Source organism: Xanthomonas sp. SHU 166, assembly GCF_000364685.1.
Classification (GTDB): domain Bacteria; phylum Pseudomonadota; class Gammaproteobacteria; order Xanthomonadales; family Xanthomonadaceae; genus Xanthomonas_A; species Xanthomonas_A sontii.
Map to the genome: position 1 here is coordinate 1 of NZ_AQOJ01000196.1, position 806 is coordinate 806.

General features: G+C 70.8%; 1 protein-coding gene. It reads right to left on the reverse strand.

What is annotated here, in order from left to right:
* A partial coding sequence (locus D180_RS06880; protein ID WP_017912210.1) for a biotin/lipoyl-binding protein occupies nucleotides 1-482 on the reverse strand: 482 nt, incomplete at its 3' end.
* Nucleotides 483-806: the final 324 nt, after the last annotated feature.

The following is an 806-nucleotide window of genomic DNA, read 5'->3' on the forward strand; positions in this document are numbered from 1 at the left end:
CTGGCGCGCTGCGCCTGCAGCCCGGCCTCGGCAGCGGCGATGTCGGCCTGGCGCACCGCGATGGCGGCCTGCGCCTGCTCCAGAGTGGCGCGGTAGGTGCGCGGGTCGATCTCCAGCAGCGGCTGCCCGGCGGTCACCGTCTGGTTGTCGCGCACATACACCGCGGTCACGTAGCCGTTGACCCGCGGCGCCACCGCCACCGTATCGGCCTGCAGATAGGCGTTGTTGGTCTCCTGCAGGTAGCGGCCGGTGGTGAGGTAATAGATCAGCCACACCACCAGGCCGATCACCACCAGCAGGCCGATCAGCAGCAGGGTCCATTTGACCTTGGGGTTCTTCAGCGGCGACGGCGTGTCGGACTTGCCGTCGTCGTCATGGCCCTTGTCGTCCCGGGGCGAGCCGGACTGGCCCTGGCCGGCGTGGGCATCGCGCGCGGCGGCCTGCCGCGGCGCCTGTGAGGAGTCTGGGTCGTGGTTGCTCAAGTCGCTGATTCCTGGGGAGAGGAAGAACGTCGCCGGGTCGGAACGGCGCCGCCACCAAACGGTAGCGTACGCCAGCCGGCGCATTATTTGTACCGGTGAGTACAGAGTGCGTGAGCGCGGCGTGGCGGTGGCGGTGGCGGTGGCGCTGCGGCGTCGCCGCGATGGCGGACGCTGTGCGGCGCCCGACCCGGCCGCTTGGCCGAGGGAACGATGTCCCCGGTCTCTCATCCCGATGGGGGGAGCGATGTGTCGGGGCGCCCTTCGGCCGCGCGACGGGGCGCGATCGGGACGGCCCGTCGCGGCTGAAGCCGCTCCTTGTATCTG